This window comes from Gilliamella sp. LMG 34361, from assembly GCF_984569075.1.
The window spans coordinates 936,242-957,636 of record NZ_OZ474903.1 but is presented as its reverse complement, the minus strand read 5'-3'; the positions used below and the strand labels follow the sequence as shown (position 1 = coordinate 957,636).

The following is a 21,395-nucleotide window of genomic DNA, read 5'->3' as shown; positions in this document are numbered from 1 at the left end:
ATGAAAAAAACAATTAAAATTAATAACAATGATAATGTTATTATTGCATTAGAAGAATTGTATCCGGGCGATAAAGTAATCTACCAAGACGCGAAGCAGCAGAACGAAGTAACCATATTACAAAATATACCTTTTGGACATAAAGTAGCCATTGAACCAATAACAATTGGTGAAAACATTATCAAATATGGGTTTCCAATTGGCCATGCTACCCAAATTATTCAAGCGGGTGAACATGTTCACACATTTAATATAAAAACCAATCTTGCCGAACTTAATCAATATCAATATCAACCAGTTGATGAAATAATTTCAACTACCTTACCTGATAGAGAGGTTAAAATATATCGAAGAAAAAACCATGATATCGGAATTAGGAACGAATTATGGATTATTCCAACTGTCGGCTGTGTAAATGGTATTGCCAATCAAATACGCAAACAATTTTTGTCTGAAATTCAGCAAGATATTTTACTCAATCAATCATTCTTTGATGGTATTCACTTACTTTCTCATCCTTATGGTTGTTCCCAGTTAGGAGCCGACCATCAAGCAACTAAAAAAATATTACAAAACATGGTTAAGCATCCCAATGCTGGCGGTGTGTTAGTAATCGGTTTAGGTTGCGAAAATAATCAACTAAATGCTTTTAAAGAGAGTCTAGGTGAATATGATAGTAGCCGAGTAAAATTCATGATTGCTCAAGAAGTTGAAGATGAAATTCAACAAGGGGTCTGTTACTTACATGAGCTATATCAAACTATGAAATCAGATAAACGCGAGACTGGTAAGTTAAGTGAACTCAAATTTGGGCTTGAATGCGGTGGTTCCGATGGTTTATCCGGTATCACAGCTAATCCTTTATTAGGAAAATTCTCAGATTATGTTATTTCTCATGGCGGCACCAGCGTACTGACTGAAGTACCTGAAATGTTTGGTGCAGAAACGATATTAATGTCTCATTGTATTGACTCATCAGTCTTTGACAAAACGGTAAGCATGATTAATAATTTCAAACGATATTTCATGTCATATAACCAACCCATTTATGAAAACCCGTCCCCAGGTAATAAAGTCGGTGGCATTACAACACTTGAAGATAAATCACTAGGTTGTACCCAAAAAGCTGGAATGAGTAAGGTTATGGATGTCTTAGAATATGGCGACATGCTTGAAAAATCAGGGCTTAATTTGTTATCCGCTCCGGGCAATGATGCGGTGGCAACAGGTGCTTTAGTGGCTTCAGGTTGTCATATGGTACTATTTTCAACCGGTCGCGGTACACCTTATGGCGGAATAGTTCCTACCGTTAAAATATCGACAAATTCGGCTCTTGCACAAAGAAAAAAACATTGGATAGACTTTGATGCCGGTCAATTAGTCAATGAAATAAAAATGGAGCAATTACTTGATCAATTTATTAATTTAATTGTCGATATAACCAATGGCAAACAAACATGTAACGAAATTAATGAATTTCGTGATTTAACCATTTTCAAAAATGGCGTCACTGAATAGTACTCATAAATAAAAATAAAATAACCGCTGACTTTATGCCGCGGTTATTTTAGCGATCATACTTAAGCCTTCAAGCTGATTAATTTACCATCTTGCTTAACAAAGGATTGATTAACATGAACGTCTTCACTATTTTTAACAAATAGCGGTTCACTGACAATATTATCGATAATTACATTATTAAATAACACGCTCTGGGCGTTCTCAATAAAGAATCCTTTGCCCGCTTCAGGTTTGACATCTTTAAACATATCAACTTCACCTGGTTGCGCATTTTGTTGCATTGATACGCGGACATTATCAAAAGAGATATTTGAAATTGGTGACTCAGGAATTCCATATAAAAAGCCAGCATAAGCACGTACATTTTTAGCAATAATGTTTGAAAAACTGATGTTATGGCAAGCTGGAGTTGCTTCATTTATTGGCATCGGCTCTTTATTCCAAACAATAGGATCATTCCCTTTCGGACCACAATAATAGTAATAGTTCATCACAAAAGCAGATAGAACTTCGTCCATAACAATATTACTAAATGTGATATCAGAAATCGTGCCCCCTCGACCTCGACGAGTTTTAAATCTTACCCCTCGATCGGTTTTTTGGAATACACAATTGGTAATCGTGACATTACGGATGCAACCACTCATCTCACTACCAAGAACCACGGCACCATGCCCATGAATCATATTACAATTAGTAATCAAAATATTTTCACATGGGCTTTTTTCTGCTGTTTCTTCCGTGCCGGCTTTAATGGCAATACAATCATCGCCAACATCAATATAACAATTTGAAATTCTCACATTACGACAAGATTCAGGGTTGACACCATCGGTATTGGGTGAATCAGCAGGATTTAGAATTGAAATATTATCGACAACAACATTATTCGATTCCATTGGATGAACTGTCCAACTCGGTGATTGAGTCAAAAATACTTTTTCAATAGTCACTCGCTCACAGAAATCAAAACCAATTAAATAAGGTCGTGGGTATTTAAGATTGCTTCGATCATGACGAAATATATGCCACCATTTTTGACCATTTCCATCAATTTTACCATTACCGGTTATAACCACATTTTTGATATTTTGGCCATATATACACGGCATATACACATCTTGCTTAACACCTTCCCAACGAGAATTAACCACCGGATAATCATTAGCATCATCAGAGAATAGTAAAGTAGCCCCTTGTTCAATAACTAAAGTTAGGTTGCTGCAAAGTTTAATTGCACCAGTAAAATAGGTGCCAATAGGAACAATTAATGTTCCACCACCTAATTGTTCAATATGTTCAATTGCTTTGGCAAAAGCTTGAGTATTTATTGATTTTCCATCACCAATAGCGCCAAAATCTTTTACAGATATAGTCGTCATAAGTTTGTCCCTTCTATTTTTACAAACATAAATCTTTTAGTTTAGCTCTAATGTTTGTTGTTTTAGTGTATAACCGCAGGATCAGCATGCTGATCCTGATAAATATATTCTTTATTTCGTTGTGGTCTCTTTTTGCTTAAAGCCAATATTATTATTACCAAAACATTTGTCATAAGCGATGCCTGATAGTTCTTCAACCACTTTTCGAGTTTCAGGAGTAACATCTTCCATTTTGCCACCTTGGCGGATACGGGCAACTTCATTAATAATGATGGAGTGAGTAGCGTGATCAAGCTTCATTCGCCAAGCAAAGAAAGCTCCAATTAATGCCATACCAACTACCCCATACAAAATAATACCATTAATAGCATCAATCGCACTTTGTGGTTGAATATGTGATTTTGATTCAAATCCATAGGCACTTAATATCACACCAAGTACAAAAACAATTGAAGCTCGAACTAATTTACCGGCCATCGTCATTGCACCTGCATATACCCCTTCACGACGACGATTGGTTACCACTTCATCTACATCCGCAAGAAACACATATACACTCCAAGGAATATAGTAAACACCACCAGTTCCCAAGCCAAACCAAATAGTAATACCGACAACAATCCAGGTAATATGAGGCAGATTCAAATAATAAATACCGATATACCCCATCATTGATGAAATAACAATTAATAGTGCGATAATAAATGGTTTTTTAAAGCCTTTTTTAGCACAGTACATCATAAAAAATGCAGTTGAAACTAACTGACAAATACTACTTAATGAATTCATTGAAGCCACAAATGAGCGAGGTTCACCTAAACTAAATACGATGAAATAGGTAAATACCGCGGTAAACAACCATTCAGCTCCAAACCCAAATAGATACATGCCTAAATGGGTTCTAAATGTTTTGATACGGAAAGTCGATAATATGTCGATGAAAAGCTTCTTGATTGCTTCAAAAAAGCTATGAACAGATTCATCTTTTACTTCTTCTTTAGGTTTTTCCCAACTATTGCAATAGAGTAAAATTAACGCTAGCATCATGATCGTTGCATAAGTGATACCAGTTAATAAAAATGGTGTTGCGGATTCTTTACTGTAGAAATAGAAAAATACCCCCGGTATTGCGGCACCTAAGAAATTAGCTACTTTACCAAACATCGCTTTTGAACCAGTCAAATAAGTACGTTCAGAGAAGTTAGCGGTCATTTCTACCGGTAAGGTATTAAATGGAATCATAATACTGGTATAAATAATCTCAAATAAAATATACGTGATTAAGTAGTACCAAAATCCCATACCATCAATCCATAGCATAGGATAGATAATCATCAACGGTATACCAATCAAAATAAAAAATCGCCGTCTGCCAAAACGTTGTCCGATTTTAGTTTGATAGAAATTGTCAGTAATAAATCCCATCAATGGATTAAGTATGACATCCAAATAAGTGGCGATCGAAAAAATTAATGCAGCTTGCACCACGCTTAAACCACAAAAAGTGGTATAAAAATAGAGTAACCAAGCTCCACTAATGGCTAATGCGCCACTACCAATTAAATTACCACTACCGTATGAGAATCTTACTAACCATGTAATTTTATTCTCTTTTTTTTTGCCCATAAAAGATACCTATAATATTTATAAAAAACGATCCCTCGCACTAAGTCTCGAAGAACTTAATGACATAGATATTTATTTTGAATTTTTGCCTAGAGGGTTACACCACTTTTCAAAATGGCTAAATTCCTAAAATTGTTGATTTCGTTACGTGTTTGTTTTCCATTGGCAACCAGAACGATATACTCAATAAACTCTAACAGCAAAGATTGCATTGATACGCCCTGTATAAGTTTACCGGCATTAAAATCGATCCAATTGGTTTTCTTACCTGCCAATTGAGTATTGGTTGCAATTTTGACGGTTGGCACAATTCCGCCATAAGGCGTACCTCTGCCTGTAGTGAAAAGTACCATATGGCAACCAGCGGCTGATAACGCACCAGTAGCTACTGCATCATTACCCGGTGCACTTAGTAAGTTCAGTCCATGTTTAGTTAACATTTCACCGTATTTGAGTACATCAATAACTTCACTACCGCCGGCTTTTTGGGTACAACCGAGAGATTTTTCCTCTAACGTTGTAATGCCACCAGCCTTATTACCAGGAGAAGGGTTTTCATAGATAGGTTGATTATTTGCAATAAAATATTGTTTAAAATCATTAATCATATGTACTGTTTTGTCAAAAGTGGACTCATCAATACAATGTGACATTAAAATATTTTCAGCACCAAACATTTCTGGTACTTCAGTAAGCACACTTGTGCCACCATGAGCAATAACATAATCAGAAAACAGACCAAGCATTGGATTGGCAGTGATACCGGAAAAACCATCTGAACCACCACACTCTAAACCAAATTTCAATTCACTTAAACGTCCTGCTTCACGTTTATCTTGTTGCATAATGGCATAAAGTTCTCTTAAATGAACTAGCGCTGATTCAACTTCATCGTTCTCTTGTTGAGCGATTAAAAATCTAACTCGAGATTCATCATACTCCCCTAAATCTGCCTTAAATTCTGAAACCTGATTATTTTCACAACCAAGTCCTATCACTAAGACGGCACCAGCATTAGGATGTTTAACTAAATTTTGTAAAATAGTTTTAGTATTTTGATGATCTTGTCCTAATTGAGAACAACCATAAGGATGCTCAAGTACCGTAATACCGTCGATATCTAATTGATTATTTAACTCATCACAAAATTGTTTAACAATTTGTTCGGCGATACCATTAATACAAGTGACAGTAGGAATAATCCAGAGTTCATTACGAATACCAACTTCACCATTGTTACGTCGATAAATCTGTACTTCTTTATCAGCTATCTCATGCAACAACTCATTTTTTGATAAAGTAGGTTGATATTGGTAATCATTAATATCACTTAAATTGGTTTTCAAATTATGCGAATGAATATGCTCACCCGCTTTAATTAAGCGGGTAGCATGGCCTATTGGTAAACCATATTTAATAATATTCTCGTTTTGCTCAATATCGATAAGTGCAAACTTATGCCCTTGTTTAATCGGCTCTTGTAGGTCAATAACCTGGCCATCAACGACAATATTTTTTTCATGTGCTTCTAAATCAGATAATGCCACGCCGACATTATCTTTATTATTGATTTTTATATATTTAACCATTAAATCACTCATGTTATTCGCTACCAGCAACACATTTTTCAATTGCTTGACGCATCCCCTCTTCCGTTATAACTGTTAAATAGTGTGTTAACGTTTGCGCTAATTGAGGAATACTTAATAGATCGTGCTCCCAATGAGTTGTATCACCTAATACTACTTTGATTAAATCCTCTAATGAACTTTTGCCTTCAGCAATGGCTGTCCAGCTATTATCAAAACGCTCTAACCAAATTGCATCATCTTGTAATGGATAGTTTTGCCCATTACACATACCTCGATAAAACGCAATTAATGCAGCAAAAGAGAACACTAAATGTTTAGGTAATACTCCTTTCGCTTTTTGATAATTGATTAATTGAGGAAGAATACGGGTTTTAAACTTCGTCATACTATTTAAGGCAATCGACATCAGTTGATGTTCAATAAATGGATTTTTAAAACGACTAATAACTGACTGAGCAAAATCAACTAATTCTTGATGAGGCAAATCTAAAACAGGAATAATTTCCTCAAATATAGTTTCTTTAATATAAGATAAGATCTGTGGATCATTCATTGATTCACCAACAGTATCAATACCTGATAAATAAGCAACAGGGACTAAAGCGGTATGTGCACCATTTAAAATAGCCACTTTACGCTCTTTATATGGTTTAATATCGTCAACAATTTTGATATTTATATCGCATTTATCAAGGCATAACTTGTCTGCCAACCATTGAGGCCCTTGAATAACGAACAGATAAAAATACTCTGCTGAATCAATAAAATTATCTTTATAACCCAATTCAGCTTCAAGTTCTGCAATTTGCGCTTTTGGATAACCAGGAACAATTCTATCAACTAAGGTTGAACAGAATAAATTATCATTTTCAAGCCAGTGTATAAATTTGTCTGACAAGTTCCATTGGTTTGCATATTTCAGTACTAATTTTTTAAGTGCATCACCGTTATAATCAATTAATTCACAAGGAATAATAATCAAACCGCTTTCTTTACTACCCGCAAAGTGAACAAATCTTTCATATAAAAAAGCGGTTAATTTAGCTGGATAGCTAGTTGCAGGTTTATCGGTTAATTTGTCACTTTCAACATAACTAATACCCGCTTCGGTAGTATTTGAAAATATAAATTGAATATTTGGATCTTTTGCTAACTCAAGATACTCATCATATTGAGTATACACATTGATTTCATTATTCACTGAACGAATCAGCCTAAACTCTTTTATGGCTTCATTTTGTTCATTTAACCCACGAACTAATGTGGTATATAAACCATCTTGGATACTCAATGATGGCGGAAAATCGGTATTTAATGGACGCACCACAACCACGCCGGCATCAAGATCAGTCTTCTCATTAAGAATATCTAATTGCCAATCTAAAAATGCCCGTAAAAAATTACCTTCGCCAAACTGAACAACACGCGTCGTATATTTTGCTCCCGGAAAATCATTTCTATTTAATGTTTTCATTACTCTAACTCTTATTTAATTACTCTAATTACTACGACTTAATACTCTTAACTCAATTCAATACCAAAATAGTTTTTAGCATTATCAAAACTAATATTTTTAACCATTTGTCCTAATAATTGGATATCACGAGGAGCTTCACCATCTTCAACCCAACGTCCAATCATGCGACATAAAATACGTCTAAAATATTCATGACGAGTATAAGATAAGAAGCTACGGCTATCAGTTAACATACCAACAAAACGACTTAATAAACCAAGTTGGGCAAGCTGTGTCATTTGACGAATCATGCCGTCTTTTTGATCGTTAAACCACCAACCAGAACCAAATTGCATTTTTCCTTGAATACCAGCACCTTGGAAGTTACCAATCATAGTGCCTAGAATTTCATTATCAGAAGGATTTAAACAATATAAAATTGTTTTAGGTAGCGCATCTTGTTTTGCTTGCGCATCTAATAATCGAGAAAGTGGCTGTGCAATTGGTGAATCATTAATAGAATCAAACCCTACATCTGGCCCCATTAAATTAAACATTCTTGAATTATTATTACGCAATGCGCCGATATGATATTGTTGAACCCATTGACGTTTGTGGTATTCAACACCTAAGAAAATAAGTACTGCCGTTTTAAATTGAGCAACTTCTTTAGCAGTTAAAACCTCACCAGATAAACGTTTAGTTAAAATGGTATCCAACTCTTTTTCAGAGGCTTCTTCATAAACAACGGTATCTAATGCATGGTCAGAAATCTTACAGCCATGAGATGCAAAATGGTCCATACGTTTGGATAATGCCTGACAAAGCGCTTGGAAGTTAGAAATTTCCACATCAGCTACTGCAGAAAGTTTTTCCATATATTGGGCAAAAAATTCTGAATCGATATTAAATGCTTTATCTGGACGCCAGCTTGGTAAAACTTTAACCTCAAATGAGCTATCTTCGGCAATAGTTTTATGATGAGCTAAATCATCAATAGGATCATCTGTGGTACCGGCCATTTTAACATTCATTTTTTTCATAATGCTACGAGCTGAAAATTCTGGAGTGGCAAGCATCTCATTACAACTATTCCAAATTTGCTCTGCTGTAGCTGGCGATAATAAAACATTATCAATTCCAAAAGGACGACGCAGTTCTAAATGAGTCCAATGATATAAAGGATTACCAATGGTATGAGGAACTGTTTCCGCCCAAGCCTTGAATTTGTCTAAATCACTCACATCAGTACCAGTACAGAATTTTTCAGCAACACCATTAGTACGCATTGCACGCCATTTATAATGATCACCCTTTAACCAGATGTCATACAGATTTTTAAATTGATAATCTTTAGCAATCTGTTCTGGTGGTAAGTGACAGTGATAATCAAAAATAGGTTGATCAGCAGCAAAATCATGATAAAGCTGACGAGAAAATTCAGTATCTAGTAAAAAGTTTTCAGTTAAAAAACTCATTTTATTCTCCATAAATAGTAGTTAACTATTAAAGATTACAGAAATATATATTTCTGTAATCTAATTAATTTATTAATTATTTTTGATCTGCTGCGGGTTCTTTTAAGATTGTCCAAACCGCTAACGCAGCTAATAGATCTAAACAAGATAAAATCACAAATAGCGGACTAAATCCAACAGTATCTGCAAGTGCACCAACAATAAGGGCAAAAATAGTACTTGCTAACCATGCCGCCATACCAGTGAAACCATTTGCGGTTGCAACTTCATTACGGCCAAATACATCAGAAGATAATGTAATTAATGCGCCGGATAATGCTTGATGAGCAAAACCACCAATACAGAATAAAAAGATAGCAACATAAGGGCTTGAGAATAAACCTATCAGACCAGGGGCAATCATAAGAATGCCACCGACTGTCACTACCATTTTTCTTGAATTGATTAAGCTTACTTTAAAATGTTTTTGGAAGAATGGTGACATATAACCACCTAGGACACAGCCAACATCAGCAAAAAGCATCGGCATCCAAGCAAAAATAGCGATTTGTTTTAAATCAAAGCCATAAGCGGTGGACATAAATAATGGAATCCAAGCATTAAAAGTTCCCCAAGCAGGCTCGGCTAAAAATCTTGGTAAAGCGATACCCCAAAAACGTCGACTAGTTAAAATTTTACTCGTTGGTAATTTTTCATTATTTGATGTTTGATGACTCGCTTCTTGACCAGATAAGATATATTTTCTCTCTTCTTCAGAAAGGCGTTTCTGTTTTGTTGGATGGCGATAAAGGATTAACCAAAAAATTCCCCAAATAAAACTTAATAAACCACATAAAATAAATGCCCATTGCCAGCTATGGAACCATATTGCCCAAGCAACTAATGGCGGTGCAATCATTGCCCCCACAGACGAACCTAAATTAAACCAACCTACCGCAATCGATCTTTCTTTAGCAGGAAACCATTCACTGGTTGCTTTGAGTCCTGCTGGAATCATTGCCGCTTCAGTTGCACCCACCGCACCTCGAGCAAAAGCCAGTCCGATCCAACTACCCGAAAACGCAGTACTTACACAAAATACTGACCATAGAATAGCAAACACTGCATATCCCATCCTTGTGCCTAACAAGTCCAAAATATATCCGGCAATTGGTTGCATAATGGTATAACAAGCTGAGTACGCAGCTACCACATATGAATATTGTTGTGTTGTTAACCCCATCACTTCATTTAAAACGGGGGCGGCTACCGCAATTGAATTTCGAGTAAGGTAACCAAGTATTGTTCCTACGGTGACTAACGCTATCATATACCACCGCAGGTTCTTTATCGTTTTGTACATCTTTAATTGCTCCTAAATATATATAGATATTTTGGCGTATAATAACATGCCTGACAACTAAAAAAGTTGACATACATCACAAAAATAAACTATACCCATAATAATTAAAGGGATATTTTTTAGACGAAAAAGTTGGCTAACAAAAATCTTTAATAAAAAAATGCAGGAATATTATTTAATTTGAAGCAATTAGATGTTATTTTAAAAGTCTGGAAAATCTAAAGGACTTATACAAAATTCATCATGACCGAACAACAGAACGAATATCAAAGACTTTACCAAGTTATCGCCACAGAACTTAAAAACCGAATTATTGACGGAATTTATCCGGTTGGAAGTAAACTACCATCTGAAAGATTGATTTGTGAAGAGCTAAAAGTAAGCCGTTCAGTTGTTAGAGAAGCAATTATTATGCTTGAAGTTGAAGGTTATGTTGACGCAAGAAAAGGCTCGGGGATTCATGTTATCGCCAATAGTTTACAGACCAATATTCTGACAACTTCACAAGGCTTAAATTTCTCAACTACAGGACCATTTGAATTATTACAGGCGCGCCAACTTATTGAAAGTAATATTGCCGAATTTGCGGCAACGCAAATCACCAAAGATGATATCGTCAAATTATTAGAAATTCAGCATAATGCTAAAAAAGAAGATCATTATCGAGATTCAGATTGGGATCTAAAATTCCATACGCAAATTGCCATGATTACCCGCAATACCGCATTAATTACCATTGTTCAAGAAGCTTGGCAACAACGAACATTGAACCCTTTATGGAAAAAACTGCATGAACACGTACAACAACAAGACATTGAAAGTTGGTGGAATGAACATGATAAAATATTAGAGGCGCTCATTAATCGTGATCCTAAAGCGGCTAAATTAGCCATGTGGCAACATTTGGAAAATACCAAAAAAATGTTATTTGATTCCGCAAGTGAAGATTTTGAAACCAAACGCGATCATTATCTATTTTCTGACAATCCAGTTATTAGTATTAATGAAAATTAAATTAAGTAACTCTTAAATAGAGTTACATTTCAGTAATAATAATTCAACCTTAAACTTAAAATCGCTTTTATAGATAAACTCGATGAATTATACATTGAAATGAATGGTAATTTATGTTTTAAAAAATTGCATTTTTAGGTATCGATAATTCAACAATTTTTCCTATTAATCTTCAGTTATTTTCTTTAGACTTGTAGATACTAATAGTTAATTTTTTTCACTAAACAAGCTAAAATATCACCACAGTTTTTATATTAATTTATTTGAAAAAATTCTTTAACATCATTAAAACAAAATCACCAAATAATAATTCGAAATATAAGGATTAAAATTAACTTAATGATTATTAAACAAATATTAATAACAATAGATAAGAAATGAAATGATGATAAACTATGCACATTAACATATAAAAAATTCACTTATGTGAGATGATAGCCTTTATATTGCACAATAATGAGTATAATAATGATAAAACGAAGAACCGGATTATTAGATATAGCTAAACAAGTTGGAGTAAGCAAAGCTACAGTAAGTCGTTATTTAAATACGCCTGATCTTGTATCACCCTCATTACAAAAACGAATTTCGACAGTTATTGAAACACTAGGATATTTACCCAATAAAGTCCCCAATATGTTATCCCATGCAAAAAGTCACGCAATAGGTGTCATTTTGCCGTCAGTAACCAATCAAATCTTCACTGAAGTCTTACAAGGTATCGAAACAATTACTGACCAAAATAATTATCAAGTCATGATAGCCCATACTGGACGTCGCAAAGATAAAGAGGAGATGAGGCTACGTTCACTACTGTCTTATAATATTGATGGTTTAATTCTCACAGAACGAAATCATTCCCCCACATCTCTGAAAATGATCCAATTAGCCAACATCCCCGTGGTTGAAATAATGGACTGTATTACTCCTTGTATTGATATGGCGGTTGGCTATGATAATTTTGAAGCCTCAAAAAATATGGTTGAACGTATGATAAAAGCCAATAAAAAAAATATTGTCTATTTAAGTAGTCAATTAAATGAAAGAGGTGCTTTACGTAAAGAGGGTTACCAAGCGGCAATGGCTGAACATAACTTAGAGACCTTTACTATCTTATCAAATGAAGTCACTTCTTATGTACTTGGCGAACAATTACTCAATCAAGTATTGAATGAATACCCGCAAGTTGATGGCATATTTTGCAGCAATGATAGTCTTGCTTTAGGGGTACTTTTTGCCTGCCAACGACGTAATATTGCTATTCCTCAACAAATCGCCATAGCCGGTTTTCATGGATATGATATCGGGCAATCGGTAAATCCCAAACTATCATCGGTTTTAACACCGAAGTTCGAAATGGGAAAAATTGCCGCAGAAATATTACTCAAACGGTTAAATGGAAAACTTATATCGTCTAATGTAGTTGAACTTCCTGTCCAATATATTGAAGGAGAGAGCATAACTAACTATCAGGGTTAATCACTGATAATTATCAACTATTTTGATTAGAAATATCTAGATAGATATAATAGGTATATTGCAAAAATTAACCAACATGACCCTATAAACATCATCAAAATAGGTTTTCATGAACCAATAGCACTAAATATTATAAAACGCCAAAAAACAATTATTTGTGCATATCAGAAAATAGATCACAATAAAAGTAATCACTAAAAATAGATTCAATAAAACAGATCTTCTTAAAAAATTAGGCTAATAATTGCGTTAACTAGGCCTTAATATAAAAGTTATTTAAATTTGATCTATTTTTATAATTTTTTTAAAAATGTGATCTCGCCAACAGATTTTACCTTTCCAATTTAATATACTTAAAAAATATAAATAACTAATGAAACCGGTTTCTTTGCAAAAGAAACCGGTTTCATTGGAAATTTCAAGGAATTTCCAGCAGTTATTTTTTTAAAACCAAAATTAAATTGACTCGATATAGAGATGAATAGGAGCACTACCAATGGCAGTAGTTTTAACCACAGCTAGAGCATTTGCAACATGCGATGCGGCAAAAAAAGTTTTAGAGGATGCCGGACACGAGATCCGCATTGTTACTCCAGATAAACCATTGAAAGCTGAAGAATTAATACCTTTAGTAAAAGATATTGATGCCCTTATAGCTGGTTTAGATTTTATAACTTCTGATGTGATTAATGCCTCAGCAAATTTAAAAATCATTGCCCGAAATGGGGTCGGTTATGATCGTGTAGATTTAATTGCAGCTAAAAAAAATAACATCGTCGTTACCGTCACGCCAGGTACAAACAGTCTATCAGTTTGTGAACTAGCCTTTTCCTTTATTACCGGATTGGCACGTAAAATCCATGTGATGGACACAAGTGTTTGTTCTGGTTCATGGAAAAGAGAAGATGGTGTTGAATTAAGTGGTAAAACTATCGCCATTTTCGGAACCGGCTCTATTGGTCGAAACCTTGCTATCCGTTGTTCGGCATTTGGTATGAAGGTTATTGCATATGATCTCTATCCGAATGTAGAACTTCAAGAAAAATATAGTGTGACATATTATGACTCTATGACACCGTTATTCGAATTAGCAGATTTTATCTCCCTGCATCTTCCGGCAACCGAACAAACTCGAGGAATGATCAACCAAGAAAACATCAGCAAAATGAAAAAAGGTGTTTACATCATTAATACCGCGCGTGGTGATTTAATTAATAATGATGATCTCTATGATGCTTTAACCAGTGGTTATGTCGGTGGTGTTGGCCTAGACACCTTCACCGAAGAACCTTTCACCGATTCTCGATTTTTTAATCATAAAAATGTCATTTTAACACCGCATACAGGGGCATTTACCCAAGATGCCATTGTAAAAACATTAGTTATGGCAGCGCAAGACGTTGTCAGAGTACTTAACGGCAATAAGCCATTATATTCAATAAATCAGTAAAAATTAGCCATGAAAAGTCAATATATTCAATATTGATGATTTTGGTATAAGACAAATAAAATTTCATTCATTATTAGAGGTTAATAACATGAAAAATTGGAAAAAATCAGCAGAAGAAGTTTTATCTTTAGGGCCAGTAGTTCCGGTAATTGTAATTGAAGATCTTAATGATGCCGTGCCATTAGCAAAAGCACTTATTGCTGGAGGGGTAAAAGTGTTAGAAGTGACTTTACGTACTGCATGTGGGCTTGAGGCAATTAAAAAGATTATTGCAGAAGTTCCTGAAGCTGTAGTAGGCGCAGGAACGGTCACCTCGGTTGAACAACTTAACGAAGTCACAAAAGCGGGGGTTGAGTTTATTATCACACCAGGATTAACGTCGGCTATTCTAAAAGCTGCTATTGAAGGTCCGGTACCGGTAATTCCGGGTATAGCCACAATTGGCGAATTGATGACAGCTAAAGAAGCGGGATTAACGGCATTTAAATTTTTCCCGGCTGAAATAAATGGCGGAACTGCAGCTCTTAAAGCATTTTCTGGTCCAATTCCAGATGCAAAATTTTGCCCAACTGGTGGAATTAACATAAAAAACTACCGTGATTATCTTACACTTAAAAACGTAATCTGTGTAGGCGGTTCTTGGTTTGTTCCAACAGATTTCATTAGAGATGGAAATTTCTCAGGAATAACTAAATTGGCTAGAGAAGCGGTCGAAGGTGCCCAAGATTTAGCATAATAGGATTAATAAGAACATTAATAAATTTTAGTTATCTATTTCTGTTAAGTACTTTTAAATCAACTTATCAGAATAAATATTTAAAAAATGGAATAAACATATGCATGTAACTTTTCTTCAAGCATTACTAGTCGCTATATGGATAGCACTAGTTATGTCAAGAGCTTTTCTTGGCGGTGCTACTACAACTCTTAGATTTTCTCCAATGATGACTGGTTTAGTAGTGGGTATAGTATTTAATGATGTTCATAATGCAATGATTGCCACTGCTGCTATTCAGCTAATTTATATGGGTGTTTTTTCACCTGGCGGGCAAATGCCATCAGAACCAGCAATTGCAACTGCAATAGCCGTACCTGTCACATTACTTGGTAATATGTCACCAGAAACGGCTGTTGGTGTTGCTGTACCTGTAGGTCTATTAGGCTCATATTTATATCAATTAAGGTTTTTTGCTAATACATTTGCTATGCAAAAATTTACAGATAAATATGCAGCTAAAGGTAGTAGTTCTGGATTAACTTTCTCTATTATTGGTATTCCGATCATCATCGCTTTCATTATCTTTATACCATTTATGTTTACTGCTTTATATTATGGCGCACCGTTCATAGCTGATCTAATCAAAACTAATTCAAGTAGTTTTATATTCCATATTCTTAATGTTATAGGCGGCGGTTTGGCAGCTGTGGGTATAGCTGTAACAGTATATGTTATCGGTAAACGCAGTTATATTATTTTCTTTTTATTAGCATATTTTGTTGCTGTTATTGCTAAACCATTAAATATTACGATGGTTACTTATGCAATTCTTGGTGCAATTATTGCTTTCATCTTTGTTCTAGCAAAATCTGAAACATTTAATTCCATTAAAGATAGTTTTGGTTCAGGTGGCGTAGGATCAGGTGCTAGCCAAGACGAAGATGATTATTAATAGTATTAGCTTAATAAGCAAAATTTAGAAGGTATATACAATGACAGAAATTCAACAAAAAAGTATAGATTTAAAACCAGAAGAAATCACAAAAAAAGATGTCGTGATTGCATGGTTAAGATTTTATTATGCTAATGAAATTCCACATGCATTTGATCGATATATTGCGGCTTCACTTTTATGGGCATTAATTCCCATTCTGAAAAAGCTTTATAAAGATAAAAACGACTTAGTTGCTGCTTATCAAAGACATTTATTATTTTTTAACACACAGTTAGCATGGGGGGGAGGTACTATTACTGGTATCATGGCTTCGCTTGAATCAGTGCGCGCTAATGATACTTATGAAGGCAAACCACTTAGTATCGATGATAATTTGTTATATAACACTAAAGCTGGTCTGATGGGAGCATTAGCAGGAATCGGTGACTCAATAGACTCTGGAACTATGCAATATATTTTTATTGCAATCGCATTACCATGGGCGCAAGAGGGTATGGCAATAGGTGCTTTATTCCCATTCATTGCATTTTCATTGTATCAAATATTGATTGGTTATTATTTCAGTCAATTAGGCTTTAAGCTTGGCAGAAATGCAGCAACTGAAGTAGTTGGTAATAGCATGCAAATGCTTATTGAGGGGCTATCTATTCTTGGATTATTCATGATGGGTATTTTGGCCGCTAATTATATCAAAGTAACATCAAGCTTATCTTTTGAACTCTCAGGTAAAAATTTCGTTATCCAAGAAACGTTAGATAAGATTCTACCAGGAGTTTTACCGTTAGTTGTTGTTAGTGGATTATATTTCTACTTCGCTAAAAAAGGTTTAAAAGTTACTAATGCATTAATTGGTCTGACAATAATTTTAGGTGTGTTAGCAGCAGTAGGAATTTTGTAATTTAAACTATTATAAAAAAGGAAGAAATTAAATTATGGGTAAAGTTGTTTTAGCTCGTGTCGATAGTCGTCTAATTCATGGACAGGTTGCAACAAATGTATCAAAATCGGTTGGAGCAAATGCTCTCTTTGTTGCTGATGATGTATCTGCACACGATGAGTTTACAAAAAATATCATTTTGGGTGCTGCATCACGTACTGGTTACAAAATCAGAGTACTAAAAGAAGATGGTGCTGTGAGATATTGGAATGACAGAAAATATGATGATTTCAACGTGATGCTAATTACTAAAAGTATCGAAATTATGCATAAAATTATTAAAGGTGGTGTGCCAGTTGAAAATCTGAATCTTGGAGGAATACCACAGTCTCCTGGAACAACACCTGTGATTAGTCAAGTTGCAATAACTAAGTCTCAATTAGATCTATTAGTGGACTTACAGAATAGTTATCCTAATATGAATATTTTCTTCCAGGCAACGCCTTCACTAAAAAAAGTGACTCTAGCCGAAGCCATTAAATTATTTTCATAAATACTAGGAAGTTAACATGATTGGAATTTTATTAGTAAGTCATGGAAAAATGGCTGAGGGTATTAAAGACAGTGTAAAAATGATTGTTGGCGATGTTGAACAATTTGAAACATTGGAATTAATTCCCGGACAAGACACTGAAGAGTTGAAAGCTAATATTCTAAAAAAATCGAAGTTATTAAATTCTGGTAAAGGCGTAATTATTTTAGTCGATTTGTATGGGGCATCTCCATACAATGCTTCAATGGCATGCATTCCGGAATGGGAAAAAGAAGGTATAGATACACGGGTGATCTCGGGTATGAATTTACCTATGACGATTACAGCAATTTGTAATCGTGATTTCTCAACAGTAACAGATTTAACCCTAGAGATGATTGAAGCTGGACAACAAGATATCAAGGATGTTATTTCAGAACATAAATCGTCAAAAAAGGATGTAAATTGTGACGATTATTAATAAGTAAAATAATTTAACATCGGTTGTTACTAATACTGACTGATAGTAGTCAAAATGCTATCAGTCATTTTAATATTTTATTAGTTTTTGTAATTGAATGGTAATAAGTAAATATGGATAGCTTAAAAGATTTAATATTTCGATACTGTGTTTTATTTGGTAAACGATTTTCTTATAGAGAAAAAATAAGTTTTCTCAGGGTTATTTCTAAAGAGTTGATCCAATTAGATTATTATGTTGATGCAAAAATAGCTAAATTGCAATTAGCTAAAAAAAAGTATGAAAATTATTACAATGCTTATATTGGAGATTTAGATAATGCGGAGGTTATTGTTTGTACTTATTATGATACAGGAGTCAATTACTTTAATTTAACAAAAATTTTTGCATTTGAACAACATTTTAATAAATTACGTTACTTTTTGGGCATTATCCCAATTTTTATACTATTAGCAATAGCTATTACATTAAACCTATTTATTTTTCTTCCCAATATTGAAGTATCAGGAATTTATAGTATACCTGGTGTATTAGCTGCTATCGTTACCCTATCTGCCTTCTATATTATTTTGAAATTTAAAAAAGGTATTTCTAATAAAAAGAATTTTGTTTGTAATACTTCAAGTATTTTAGTTATGTTAAATACCATTAATAAAATGGATAAATACCAAAAAAAGAAAGTTGCTTTTGTATTATTTGATGGAGGTTGCTCAAATCAATACGGTATTAGAATGATTGAAAATTATTCTGACAAGCTAGAAAGTAAGCAGTTCATTTTTCTTGATAGCTTAGGCAATAGTGAATCTTTGTTATTTTTTAAACCTAAATCTTTTGATTTTAATGCTAAGCAGATTAATTTTAAAGAAGGTAAACTGGAAACAACATTAAAAAAATACTTAATGATTACAGCTGGTGAGTTAAATGAATATAATAAAGTTCAGATAAAAAATGCTCATTCACATAATGACAATAATTTATCTGATATTATTATCGAAAAACATTCAACTTCATTACACTCATTATTAACTTTATTAATAACGCCTCAAAAAAGCAAAAACACAAAAAACTGAATTAAATTGGAGATGTAACTAACTGTACATCTCCAAAATCATTTTTATATACAATCAACGCTGATCATCAACAGTAACCCCTACCGGTGGAGTAAACTTAAATTTATCAAGCGCTACTTTACCAAGAGTTTGACGAGATAAATCATAAAAACTACGCTGGCCGTCTTCTTCAATAATTGTAAAATTTGAAATCATCCCTGTTGGTAAAACAGAGATAACAAAATCTTGGTTAGAACCATCCGTTGGTTTCAACGTAAAGGAATCTTGTTTTCGGGTAACAGTATATGCATTCCAAATAGGGTTATGACTATCAGTAATCAAAAGCATTAAACGATTATCTACTGCTTTTTTCAGGCTCATTACACTAACTTGCTCAACCGCAGGAGTATATACCCACATATTACGTCCATCTGAAATGATTGAAGTTTCGTCCGGCTCAGTCATTGTCCAGTTAAAGTAATAAGGTCTTGTCACCCATAAATCACCTTTACCCTGTTGAACAGGTTGTTTATCTACCGTTTTTACATCTTGTGAAAAACGAGCATAAAATCCATCAATTTTAGCTAATCGTTCTTGCAATACCTCTTTATCACCAGCCCATGCTGTAACACTTGTCAGTAATCCAATTAAAATTAAAAACTTCTTCATTACCAATCCTTATGCGTTTTGTTTAATGCAATAAATTAAACACTCATATTAATTTAGGTCAAAATATTACCGTTTTTCGGTTAGCTGTGGAAGATATTTTCTTTTCTTTTTCACTTATCAGTTAAGCAGTATATAATAATTATATTTTGTCAATTTGGATAACGATGTACTATGCCTAGTCTCTCTTTTGAATTTAGCTCAGATGAATTTAAACCTTTAGCAGCAAGGATGCGTCCACGTAATTTATCTCAATATATTGGCCAAAGCCAATTACTTGGCAAAGACAAGCCATTACCTAAAGCTATTGAGGCGGGTCATTTACATTCAATGATCCTTTGGGGACCACCTGGTACAGGCAAAACAACATTAGCAGAAATTATTGCACATCATGCCAACGCCAAAGTTGAACGTATTTCAGCAGTCACGTCTGGTATAAAAGATATTCGTGAAGCGATTGAACGAGCCAAAGTTAATCAACAATCAGGGTTAAGAACAATCTTATTTGTTGACGAAGTTCATCGTTTTAATAAAAGCCAACAAGATGCTTTTTTACCTTATGTTGAAAATGGTACGGTAACCTTTATTGGTGCTACCACTGAAAACCCCTCTTTTGAGTTAAATTCTGCACTATTATCTCGTGCTAGAGTCTATCTGCTCAAATCACTAACCAACGAAGATATTGAGCAAATATTACAACAAGCGATGGATGATCCTGAGCGTGGTTATGGCAATCGAAATATTACCCTACTTGAAGAGACCAAAAAACAGATAGCGGAATTTGTTGGTGGTGATGCCAGACGAGCACTCAATACACTTGAATTATTGGTTGACATGTCAGATGGCAAAACACTTACCTCTGAATTACTAAAAGAAGTCATTGGTGAACGTAGTGCAAGATTTGATAATCAAGGTGACCGTTATTATGATTTAATCTCCGCTGTGCATAAATCAATTAGAGGATCAGCCCCTGATGCCGCACTTTATTGGTATGCAAGAATCATTTCGGCTGGTGGAGATCCGCTCTACGTTGCACGCCGATTATTGGCTATTGCATCAGAGGATGTTGGTAATGCCGATCCAAGAGCAATGCAAGTAGCTCTAGCTGCTTGGGACTGCTTTACTCGAGTCGGGCCTGCAGAAGGGGAACGAGCTATCGCACAAGCAATTATTTACCTTGCTTGCGCACCTAAAAGCAATGCAGTTTATCTTGCATTCAACCAAGCGATGAAAGATGCAACATCAAAACCTGATTATGATGTCCCTGAACACCTACGCAATGCACCAACCAGTTTAATGAAAGATCTAGGTTATGGCGCACAGTATCGTTATGCCCACGATGAACCTAATGCCTACGCAGCTGGTGAAAACTATTTTCCACCAGAAATGGCCAACACTAAATATTACAACCCAACTCAGCGAGGTGCTGAAAAAAATTATGCTGAAAAACTAGCTTGGTTAGAGGAACAAAATAAAACCAGTACTAATCAACGCTATAAAACCAAAAAGAAATAGATTAGATTTAGTACATTAAATAATAAATTACTTGATTCATAGGTAGAGCTTATCATCCACTTTTTATATTTTTTTCTGCTACTACCTACAATTATCATTTTTATAAAAACAAGCCTATATTACTAAATACCACCCGTAGTCATTGATTTTCGCTAATAAATTAAAGATTGTTGTTTATTAAACACACTATATATAGTAACAAAATGATTAATAGGCACTATATATTGTATATTTTGATAAATATCAATTATTATAATCACTA

At 34.4% G+C, this 21,395-nt stretch carries 18 protein-coding genes; 11 read left to right on the top strand and 7 right to left on the bottom strand.

Annotated features, from left to right (window positions below; all coding sequences use genetic code 11):
• Positions 1 to 1,518 carry a UxaA family hydrolase gene (locus AC5LXI_RS04465; protein ID WP_493443695.1) on the top strand — a complete coding sequence of 506 codons (1,518 nt, stop codon included), beginning with the start codon at positions 1 to 3 and terminating at the stop codon, positions 1,516 to 1,518.
• Between the two features lie 62 nt (positions 1,519 to 1,580).
• Here AC5LXI_RS04465 and AC5LXI_RS04460 read toward each other — a convergent pair whose 3' ends face one another.
• The 6 genes from AC5LXI_RS04460 to AC5LXI_RS04435 all read right to left on the bottom strand — a co-directional run bounded on the left by AC5LXI_RS04460 (position 1,581) and on the right by AC5LXI_RS04435 (position 10,397).
• A complete protein-coding gene (locus AC5LXI_RS04460; protein WP_493443694.1) occupies positions 1,581 to 2,903 on the bottom strand; it encodes a glycoside hydrolase family 28 protein in 1,323 nt (440 codons plus the stop codon).
• Positions 2,904 to 3,014: 111 nt separating this feature from the next.
• The gene (locus AC5LXI_RS04455) at positions 3,015 to 4,529 is read right to left on the bottom strand and encodes an MFS transporter (protein WP_493443693.1); all 1,515 of its coding nucleotides are present in this window, start codon (positions 4,527 to 4,529) and stop codon (positions 3,015 to 3,017) included.
• An 89-nt stretch (positions 4,530 to 4,618) separates the two neighbouring features.
• The gene (locus AC5LXI_RS04450; protein ID WP_493444251.1) at positions 4,619 to 6,118 is read right to left on the bottom strand and encodes a UxaA family hydrolase; all 1,500 of its coding nucleotides are present in this window, start codon (positions 6,116 to 6,118) and stop codon (positions 4,619 to 4,621) included.
• Positions 6,119 to 6,131: 13 nt separating this feature from the next.
• Positions 6,132 to 7,595 carry a tagaturonate reductase gene (locus AC5LXI_RS04445; RefSeq protein ID WP_493443692.1) on the bottom strand — a complete coding sequence of 488 codons (1,464 nt, stop codon included), beginning with the start codon at positions 7,593 to 7,595 and terminating at the stop codon, positions 6,132 to 6,134.
• A gap of 47 nt (positions 7,596 to 7,642) precedes the next feature.
• Complete coding sequence (gene uxaC / locus AC5LXI_RS04440) at positions 7,643 to 9,055, bottom strand: glucuronate isomerase (RefSeq protein WP_493443691.1); 1,413 nt, start codon at positions 9,053 to 9,055, stop codon at positions 7,643 to 7,645.
• Between the two features lie 76 nt (positions 9,056 to 9,131).
• Positions 9,132 to 10,397 (bottom strand): MFS transporter, encoded by a 1,266-nt coding sequence (locus AC5LXI_RS04435; RefSeq protein ID WP_493443690.1) that lies wholly within the window; start codon positions 10,395 to 10,397, stop codon positions 9,132 to 9,134.
• A 243-nt stretch (positions 10,398 to 10,640) separates the two neighbouring features.
• Between AC5LXI_RS04435 and exuR the strand changes: the two genes are divergently transcribed.
• The 9 genes from exuR to AC5LXI_RS04390 all read left to right on the top strand — a co-directional run bounded on the left by exuR (position 10,641) and on the right by AC5LXI_RS04390 (position 18,973).
• Complete coding sequence (gene exuR / locus AC5LXI_RS04430; protein WP_493443689.1) at positions 10,641 to 11,411, top strand: transcriptional regulator ExuR; 771 nt, start codon at positions 10,641 to 10,643, stop codon at positions 11,409 to 11,411.
• A gap of 468 nt (positions 11,412 to 11,879) precedes the next feature.
• Positions 11,880 to 12,890 carry a substrate-binding domain-containing protein gene (locus AC5LXI_RS04425; RefSeq protein ID WP_493443688.1) on the top strand — a complete coding sequence of 337 codons (1,011 nt, stop codon included), beginning with the start codon at positions 11,880 to 11,882 and terminating at the stop codon, positions 12,888 to 12,890.
• A gap of 496 nt (positions 12,891 to 13,386) precedes the next feature.
• Positions 13,387 to 14,340: a phosphoglycerate dehydrogenase gene (locus AC5LXI_RS04420; protein WP_493443687.1), complete on the top strand. Its 954-nt coding sequence runs from the start codon at positions 13,387 to 13,389 to the stop codon at positions 14,338 to 14,340.
• A gap of 88 nt (positions 14,341 to 14,428) precedes the next feature.
• A complete protein-coding gene (locus AC5LXI_RS04415) occupies positions 14,429 to 15,076 on the top strand; it encodes a bifunctional 4-hydroxy-2-oxoglutarate aldolase/2-dehydro-3-deoxy-phosphogluconate aldolase (protein WP_493443686.1) in 648 nt (215 codons plus the stop codon).
• Positions 15,077 to 15,176: 100 nt separating this feature from the next.
• Positions 15,177 to 16,010 (top strand): PTS mannose/fructose/sorbose/N-acetylgalactosamine transporter subunit IIC, encoded by an 834-nt coding sequence (locus AC5LXI_RS04410; protein ID WP_493443685.1) that lies wholly within the window; start codon positions 15,177 to 15,179, stop codon positions 16,008 to 16,010.
• Between the two features lie 40 nt (positions 16,011 to 16,050).
• Entirely contained in the window at positions 16,051 to 16,911 is an 861-nt protein-coding gene (locus tag AC5LXI_RS04405; protein WP_493443684.1) for a PTS system mannose/fructose/sorbose family transporter subunit IID, read from the top strand.
• 34 nt (positions 16,912 to 16,945) lie between these two features.
• The gene (locus AC5LXI_RS04400) at positions 16,946 to 17,443 is read left to right on the top strand and encodes a PTS sugar transporter subunit IIB (protein WP_493443683.1); all 498 of its coding nucleotides are present in this window, start codon (positions 16,946 to 16,948) and stop codon (positions 17,441 to 17,443) included.
• 16 nt (positions 17,444 to 17,459) lie between these two features.
• Positions 17,460 to 17,903 (top strand): PTS sugar transporter subunit IIA, encoded by a 444-nt coding sequence (locus tag AC5LXI_RS04395; protein WP_493443682.1) that lies wholly within the window; start codon positions 17,460 to 17,462, stop codon positions 17,901 to 17,903.
• A 113-nt stretch (positions 17,904 to 18,016) separates the two neighbouring features.
• Complete coding sequence (locus AC5LXI_RS04390) at positions 18,017 to 18,973, top strand: hypothetical protein (protein WP_493443681.1); 957 nt, start codon at positions 18,017 to 18,019, stop codon at positions 18,971 to 18,973.
• Between the two features lie 54 nt (positions 18,974 to 19,027).
• Here the strand turns inward: AC5LXI_RS04390 and lolA are convergent, their stop codons facing one another.
• The gene (lolA, locus tag AC5LXI_RS04385; protein WP_493443680.1) at positions 19,028 to 19,621 is read right to left on the bottom strand and encodes an outer membrane lipoprotein periplasmic chaperone LolA; all 594 of its coding nucleotides are present in this window, start codon (positions 19,619 to 19,621) and stop codon (positions 19,028 to 19,030) included.
• 171 nt (positions 19,622 to 19,792) lie between these two features.
• On the opposite strand from lolA, the gene AC5LXI_RS04380 reads away from it, so the two are divergent.
• On the top strand, positions 19,793 to 21,133 hold the full coding sequence (locus tag AC5LXI_RS04380; protein ID WP_493443679.1) for a replication-associated recombination protein A: 1,341 nt from the start codon (positions 19,793 to 19,795) through the stop codon (positions 21,131 to 21,133).
• The last annotated feature ends 262 nt before the right edge of the window (positions 21,134 to 21,395 follow it).

Bases quoted from the DNA above. Each gene is read 5' to 3' on its own strand.
- AC5LXI_RS04435 (WP_493443690.1), bottom strand. From the start codon at position 10,397: ATGTACAAAACGATAAAGAACCTGCGGTGGTATATGATAGCGTTAGTC.
- lolA (WP_493443680.1), bottom strand. From the start codon at position 19,621: ATGAAGAAGTTTTTAATTTTAATTGGATTACTGACAAGTGTTACAGCA.
- AC5LXI_RS04380 (WP_493443679.1), top strand. From the start codon at position 19,793: ATGCCTAGTCTCTCTTTTGAATTTAGCTCAGATGAATTTAAACCTTTA.
- AC5LXI_RS04455 (WP_493443693.1), bottom strand. From the start codon at position 4,529: ATGGGCAAAAAAAAAGAGAATAAAATTACATGGTTAGTAAGATTCTCA.
- AC5LXI_RS04415 (WP_493443686.1), top strand. From the start codon at position 14,429: ATGAAAAATTGGAAAAAATCAGCAGAAGAAGTTTTATCTTTAGGGCCA.
- AC5LXI_RS04420 (WP_493443687.1), top strand. From the start codon at position 13,387: ATGGCAGTAGTTTTAACCACAGCTAGAGCATTTGCAACATGCGATGCG.
- exuR (WP_493443689.1), top strand. From the start codon at position 10,641: ATGACCGAACAACAGAACGAATATCAAAGACTTTACCAAGTTATCGCC.
- AC5LXI_RS04445 (WP_493443692.1), bottom strand. From the start codon at position 7,595: ATGAAAACATTAAATAGAAATGATTTTCCGGGAGCAAAATATACGACG.
- AC5LXI_RS04460 (WP_493443694.1), bottom strand. From the start codon at position 2,903: ATGACGACTATATCTGTAAAAGATTTTGGCGCTATTGGTGATGGAAAA.
- AC5LXI_RS04400 (WP_493443683.1), top strand. From the start codon at position 16,946: ATGGGTAAAGTTGTTTTAGCTCGTGTCGATAGTCGTCTAATTCATGGA.
- AC5LXI_RS04405 (WP_493443684.1), top strand. From the start codon at position 16,051: ATGACAGAAATTCAACAAAAAAGTATAGATTTAAAACCAGAAGAAATC.
- AC5LXI_RS04465 (WP_493443695.1), top strand. From the start codon at position 1: ATGAAAAAAACAATTAAAATTAATAACAATGATAATGTTATTATTGCA.
- AC5LXI_RS04395 (WP_493443682.1), top strand. From the start codon at position 17,460: ATGATTGGAATTTTATTAGTAAGTCATGGAAAAATGGCTGAGGGTATT.
- AC5LXI_RS04410 (WP_493443685.1), top strand. From the start codon at position 15,177: ATGCATGTAACTTTTCTTCAAGCATTACTAGTCGCTATATGGATAGCA.
- uxaC (WP_493443691.1), bottom strand. From the start codon at position 9,055: ATGAGTTTTTTAACTGAAAACTTTTTACTAGATACTGAATTTTCTCGT.
- AC5LXI_RS04450 (WP_493444251.1), bottom strand. From the start codon at position 6,118: ATGGTTAAATATATAAAAATCAATAATAAAGATAATGTCGGCGTGGCA.
- AC5LXI_RS04390 (WP_493443681.1), top strand. From the start codon at position 18,017: ATGGATAGCTTAAAAGATTTAATATTTCGATACTGTGTTTTATTTGGT.
- AC5LXI_RS04425 (WP_493443688.1), top strand. From the start codon at position 11,880: ATGATAAAACGAAGAACCGGATTATTAGATATAGCTAAACAAGTTGGA.